The sequence below is a fragment of the Clostridioides sp. ZZV15-6383 genome, assembly GCF_020657735.1.
GTDB lineage: Bacteria > Bacillota > Clostridia > Peptostreptococcales > Peptostreptococcaceae > Clostridioides > Clostridioides difficile_D.
The window spans coordinates 34284-40829 of sequence record NZ_JAGWCV010000033.1; the positions used below are offsets into that span (position 1 = coordinate 34284).

Below are 6546 nucleotides of genomic sequence, written 5' to 3' on the forward strand. Positions count from 1 at the left end.
AAGTGTTTTTATGTCTAAGTTTGTTAAAAAAATAATTTTAGATAAAATAATTTTTTTACAATAAATATTTTTTATTAATGAAATAAATATTTGAAACATAAAAACAGAATATAAAAATATCTTTAAGATAAGTTGTAAAATGATATAATTTTGAGAAAAACTCAAATGCATATACACAAATTAAATAACAGGAGGTGCAAGTATGCGTCTTGAATTAGGGAAAATCTTTATAAAAGATATTCAATTTGGTGATGTAACAGAAGTAAAAGATGGAGTATTATTCATCAATAAGCAAGAGATGCTACAAGAAATTGGTGGAGATGAGCACATCAAATCTATAAATATAGAATTAGCTCGTCCAGGTGAAAGCGTAAGAATAACACCTGTAAAAGATGTTATTGAGCCAAGAGTAAAAGTTGAAGGTAATGGGGGAATATTCCCAGGCATCATGTCTAAAGTTGACACTGTAGGAGAAGGAAAAACTCATGCTTTAAAAGGTGTAGCTGTTGTAACTACTGGAAAAATAGTAGGTTTCCAAGAAGGTATAATAGATATGACTGGAGAAGGAGCTAAGTACACTCCATTTTCTAAATTAAATAATGTAGTAGTAATAGCTGAACCTATTGATGGTTTAAAACAATATGCTCATGAAAAAGCTGTTAGAATGATAGGATTCAAAGCAGCAATGTATTTAGGAGAAGTAGCAAGAAATCTTACTCCAGATGAAGTTTCAGTATATGAAACTAAACCTCTTCTTGAATCAATAAAAGAATATCCAGAGCTTCCAAAAGTAGGATATGTTTATATGCTTCAGACTCAAGGTTTATTACATGATACTTATGTGTATGGAGTAGATGCAAAACAAATAGTACCAACTTTATTATATCCAACAGAATTAATGGACGGAGCAATTGTAAGTGGTAACTGTGTTTCTGCATGTGATAAAAACCCAAGTTATGTTCACATAAATAATGGGGTTGTTGAAGATTTATATGCAAGACATGGCAAAGATATAAACTTTGTGGGTGTAATTATAACGAATGAAAATGTTTACCTAGCAGATAAAGAAAGATCTTCAAACTGGACTTCTAAATTATGTAAATATTTAGGATTAGATGCAGTTATAGTTTCACAAGAAGGTTTTGGAAATCCTGATACTGACCTTATAATGAACTGTAAGAAGATAGAAATGCAAGGTGTTAAAACAGTTATAGTTACAGATGAATATGCTGGACGTGATGGAGGTTCTCAATCACTTGCAGATGCAGATGTAAGAGCTGATGCTGTTGTAACAGGTGGAAATGCTAACCAAGTTGTAGTGCTTCCTAAGCTAGATAAAGTAATTGGTCATTTAGAAGTAGTGGATGTAATAGCTGGTGGTTCTGATGGAAGTTTAAAAGCTGATGGAACTATTGAAGTTGAAATCCAAGCTATAACAGGTGCAACTAATGAAACAGGATTTGGTCATTTAACTGCTAAAGGATATTAAAAAGTATTCCATTAAACGATTGAGTAATGTTAATTAAACATATTATAGATATATTATAATAAGTGTTATAGATGTAAAAAAATATATTAGAAATATAATAAGGAGGATTATTATGAGTTTACTTAGTAATAAAAAGGTTCTTATAATAGGTGACCGTGATGGTATACCAGGACCTGCGATAGAAGAATGTGTAAAAACAGTAGAAGGAGCAGAGGTTGTTTTCTCATCTACAGAATGCTTTGTCTGAACAGCTGCTGGGGCTATGGACTTAGAAAATCAAAACAGAGTTAAAGATGCTGCTGATAAATTCGGAGCTGAAAATGTTGTGATTTTACTAGGTGCTGCTGAAGCCGAAGCTGCAGGTCTTGCAGCCGAAACAGTAACTGCTGGAGATCCAACTTTCGCTGGACCACTTGCTGGAGTTGCCTTAGGATTAAGTGTTTACCACGTTGTTGAGGAACCAATAAAATCATTATTTGATGAAAGTGTATATGAAGACCAAATAAGTATGATGGAAATGGTTTTAGAAGTTGAAGAAATAGAAGAAGAAATGTCTGGTATAAGAGAAGAATTTTGTAAATTTTAATGCCTAAAAGCAAAAGGGGTGAAACTAAAAGATGGGAAAACTAAAAGCAGTACATTATATTAATCAGTTCTTTGCTGGTATAGGTGGAGAAGAGAAAGCTGATACTAAGCCACATGTGGCAGAAACTTTACCTCCAATAAGTTTACAACTTGATAAATTATTAGGTGAAGATATTGAAATAGTTGGAACGGTAGTTTGTGGAGATAGCTATTTTAATGAAAATATTGATAGTGCAAGTGAAGAAGTTTTATCAATGGTAAAAGGTTTTGAACCACAACTTTTCATAGCTGGTCCTGCATTTAATGCTGGTAGATATGGAGTTGCTGCTGGAACAATAACTAAAGTTGTAAAAGATGCTTTAAATATACCAGCTTTAACAGGTATGTATATTGAAAATCCAGGAGCAGATATGTTTAAAAAGGATGTTTATGTAGTAGAAACTTCTGATTCTGCAGCAGGTATGAGAAAAGCACTTCCTAAGATAGCTAAACTTGCAGTAAAACTTGCTAATGGAGAAGAAATTGGAACTCCTAAAGATGAAGGATACATAGCTAGAGGAATAAGAGTTAACTACTTCCATGAAGACAGAGGTTCTAAGAGAGCTGTTGACATGTTAGTTAAGAAAATAAAAGGTGAACCGTTTGAAACTGAATACCCAATGCCAAACTTTGATAGAGTTGACCCAAGTAAAGCTATAAAAGATTTATCAAAATGCAAAATAGCTTTAGTTACTTCTGGTGGTATAGTTCCAAAAGGAAATCCAGATAGAATAGAGTCTTCTTCAGCTTCTAAATATGGAACTTATTCTATAGCAGGAGTTATGGATTTAACAGAAGAGACTTATGAAACTGCACATGGTGGATATGACCCAGTGTATGCAAACTTAGATGCAGATAGAGTATTACCTGTTGATGTTCTTAGAGATTTAGAAAAAGAAGGTGTAATTGGAAAATTACATGAGACTTTCTATACAACTGTAGGTAATGGTACATCTGTTGCAAATTCTAAAAAGTATGCTTCTGAAATTGGAGCAGCATTAGTGGCTGATGGTGTAGATGCAGTAATCTTAACTTCTACATGAGGTACTTGTACTCGTTGCGGTGCAACGATGGTAAAAGAAATAGAAAAAACTGGACTTCCAGTAGTTCATATGTGTACAGTAGTACCTATTTCATTAACAGTAGGGGCTAATAGAATAGTTCCAACTATAGCAATACCTCATCCACTTGGAAATCCAGCACTTGACCCTACAGAAGAAAAAGCCTTAAGAAGAGGCCTTGTAGAAAAAGCATTAAATGCTTTAACTACAGAAGTAGATGGTCAAACAGTATTTGAAAAATAAAAATAACACACATACATTATATAGGTAAAAATATAAACACACACTAAAAATAAAAAATAACTATACACAAAAAAATAATATAGATTTCATGAATGGATAAATTGGAGTTATTCATTCATGAAATCTTAAAAAATGCCAAAATACATAAAAATAATAGAATTAAATATACAATAATAAAAATAGAATAATTAGAGTTTTTAATGAGATTAAAAAATAAGTGTTCATAAAATTTATGGAGGTGCACAAAATGACTTATCCAGTTTTAAAAGGGGCAGGCTATGTACTTATTCATACTCCAGATATGATAGTGCAAAATGGAAGTACTTGTACAGTTGAAAGAGCAACAAATCCAGATTCAGAATTTTTAAAAGAAGTAAGTAGTCATATAAGAAGTTACGAAGATGTAGTTAACTACATGCCAAATCAAGTTTATATAGGAAATAGAAGACCAGAAGAATTAAGAGATTTACCAATGCCATGGTGTGAACAAAAGATTGAGGGAACTAGAAATGGTAAATTTGGAGAAATAATGCCTCAAGATGAGTTCATAGCTTTAATGCAAATAAGTGATGCATTTGATTTAGTAAAATTATCACAAGAATTTATTGATGAAGTAAAACCAAAAATTGAAAATAACTACCCTGAAATTGCACCATTTGTAGGCAAATTAAAGGGTGATGATATAGAAGAAGGTAAAGAATTAGTAGCAACACACATAGCAGAAGGATTATACCATGATGGAAAATTCGTTGGTTATGTAAAAAGAGCACATGACGTAGATGTTAACTTAAATGCCCATACAATGTTTGAAAATCTAGTAGTAAAAGCATCTGGAGTTTTATCTGCTATTCAAATGCTAAGACATAGCAAAATAGACCCTGCTGAAATAGATTATGTTATTGAGTGTTCAGAAGAAGCTTGTGGAGATATAAACCAAAGAGGTGGAGGAAACTTTGCTAAATCAATAGCTGAGATAGTAGGACTTCAAAATGCAACTGGCTCTGACACAAGAGGATTTTGTGCAGCACCAACACATGCATTAATTCAAGCAGCAGCTTTAGTAAAAGCTGGAATACATAAAAATGTAATGGTAGTAGCTGGTGGAGCAAGTGCTAAACTTGGAATGAATGCTAAAGACCATGTTAAAAAAGGTCTTCCTGTACTTGAAGATGTTGTTGGAGGATTTGCAGTACTTGTATCTGAAAATGATGGTGTAAATCCAGTTATAAGAACGGATTTAACAGGTAAGCATACTGTTGGAACTGGTTCTTCACCTCAAGCAGTTATGACAGCACTTATAACTTCAGGTCTTGATAGAGCTAATTTAAAAATAACAGATGTTGATGTATATTCAGTTGAAATGCAAAACCCAGATATAACTAAGCCAGCAGGAGCAGGAGATGTTCCAGAAGCAAACTACAAAATGATAGGAGCACTTGCTGTTAAGCGTGGAGATTTAGAAAAGAAAGCGTTAAAAGATTTTGTTTCTAATAAAGGATTACCAGGATGGGCACCAACTCAAGGTCATATACCATCAGGAGCTCCTTATATAGGATTTTTAATAGATGATTTAACTACAGGAAATAGAAATAGAGCTATGATAGTTGGAAAAGGTAGCTTATTCTTAGGAAGAATGACTAACTTATTTGATGGAGTATCTTTCATAGCTGAAAGAAATACAGGTATTATTGAAGAAACTTCAGGAATATCTAAGGATGAAATTAAGAAGATAATAGCTGAATCTATGAAAAAACTAGCATTAGATATGTTAGAAGAATAGGGGTGAGGATATGTCAAAAAAAGTAATCGCAGATGTATTCTTAGAAGTAGCTAATGCAATAGAAAGCGGCGAATTTGGCAAGAAAGTAAAAATTGGTGTGACTACACTTGGAAGTGAACATGGTGTAGAGAACATGGTTAATGGTGCACAATTAGCAAAATCTAATTTATTTGATATAGTACTTATTGGACCAAAGGTGGAAACTGACCTTGAAGTGGTTGAAGTTAATGATGAAAAAGAAATGCATGTAAAAATGGAAGAATTATTAGATTCAGGATATATTGATGCTTGTGTTACTATGCATTACAATTTTCCAATAGGAGTGTCTACAGTAGGTAGAGTAATAACTCCAGCAAAAGGAAAAGAAATGATACTTGCAACAACAACAGGGACAAGTGCCACTAATAGAATAGAAGCAATGGTAAGAAATGCTATTTATGGTATTGTTACAGCAAAATCAATGGGTAATAAATGCCCAAAAGTTGGAATACTTAATGTTGATGGAGCAAGACAAGTTGAGAAATGTTTAAAAGAATTAAAAGATAATGGATATGATATGGAATTTGCTGATTCAATTAGAGCAGATGGTGGATGTGTAATGAGAGGTAATGATTTACTTGTGGGTGCACCTGATGTTATGGTTACTGATACGTTATCTGGAAATATATTTATGAAAGTATTCTCTTCATATACTACAGGTGGGGATTATGAAGCTCAAGGATTTGGATATGGTCCTGGGGTTGGAGAAGACTATGATAGAAAGGTACTTATAGTATCAAGAGCATCAGGTTCTCCAGTAGTAGCAAATGCGTTAAAATATGCTTATGATGTTGTAAAGGGAGATATAAGTAATGTTGCAAGAAATGAATTTGCAAAGGTTAAAAAAGCAAAATTTGATGATATTATAGTATCTCTTACTAAAAAAGAAGTTAAAACTGAGAAAGTAGAAGTTAAAATGCCAGATAAAGAAGTTGTTACTCGTCAAATAGCTGGTGTTGATATAATGGATTTAGAAGATGCAGTGTCTGAGTTATGGAAAAATGGAATCTATGCTGAAAGTGGTATGGGTTGTACAGGTCCGATAGTTTTAGTAAATGAAGCTAAAGGGGATTTAGCAGTTGAAACTTTAGTTAAAGCTGGATATACTGCAAAATAAATATAAATTATACATGTAAATGAAGAACATATAGTTATAGTCTTTTAGGTTATAAGTATATGTTCTTTTGAGTCTGGAAATATTTATGTGTATTCTTTAAATAAAAATTTATTTTTTAAGTGATAATTAAACATTTATTTGTAAGGCTATGGCTTTAAAAATCATAGCCTTATTTTGATATTTTTTCCATTTT

At 32.5% G+C, this 6546-nt stretch carries 5 protein-coding genes; all 5 read left to right on the top strand.

Annotation, left to right across the window (positions count from 1 at the left end; all coding sequences use genetic code 11):
• Positions 1-202 precede the first annotated feature (202 nt).
• The 5 genes from KGF42_RS12615 to grdD all read left to right on the top strand — a co-directional run bounded on the left by KGF42_RS12615 (position 203) and on the right by grdD (position 6353).
• Positions 203-1489, top strand: a complete 1287-nt coding sequence (locus tag KGF42_RS12615; RefSeq protein ID WP_227826438.1) for a glycine/sarcosine/betaine reductase component B subunit — start codon at positions 203-205, stop codon at positions 1487-1489.
• A gap of 112 nt (positions 1490-1601) precedes the next feature.
• A complete protein-coding gene (gene grdA, locus KGF42_RS12620; protein WP_011861535.1) occupies positions 1602-2075 on the top strand; it encodes a glycine/sarcosine/betaine reductase complex selenoprotein A in 474 nt (157 codons plus the stop codon).
• A 31-nt stretch (positions 2076-2106) separates the two neighbouring features.
• Positions 2107-3417 (top strand): glycine reductase complex selenoprotein B, encoded by a 1311-nt coding sequence (gene grdB / locus KGF42_RS12625; protein ID WP_227822362.1) that lies wholly within the window; start codon positions 2107-2109, stop codon positions 3415-3417.
• Between the two features lie 247 nt (positions 3418-3664).
• Positions 3665-5197: a glycine/sarcosine/betaine reductase complex component C subunit beta gene (grdC, locus tag KGF42_RS12630; protein WP_227822361.1), complete on the top strand. Its 1533-nt coding sequence runs from the start codon at positions 3665-3667 to the stop codon at positions 5195-5197.
• A 10-nt stretch (positions 5198-5207) separates the two neighbouring features.
• Positions 5208-6353, top strand: a complete 1146-nt coding sequence (gene grdD, locus KGF42_RS12635; RefSeq protein ID WP_227822360.1) for a glycine/sarcosine/betaine reductase complex component C subunit alpha — start codon at positions 5208-5210, stop codon at positions 6351-6353.
• Positions 6354-6546: the final 193 nt, after the last annotated feature.

What these genes read in the sequence shown, in the direction of transcription:
- KGF42_RS12615 (WP_227826438.1), top strand. Translation starts at nt 203, where the DNA reads ATGCGTCTTGAATTAGGGAAAATCTTTATAAAAGATATTCAATTTGGT.
- grdC (WP_227822361.1), top strand. Translation starts at nt 3,665, where the DNA reads ATGACTTATCCAGTTTTAAAAGGGGCAGGCTATGTACTTATTCATACT.
- grdD (WP_227822360.1), top strand. Translation starts at nt 5,208, where the DNA reads ATGTCAAAAAAAGTAATCGCAGATGTATTCTTAGAAGTAGCTAATGCA.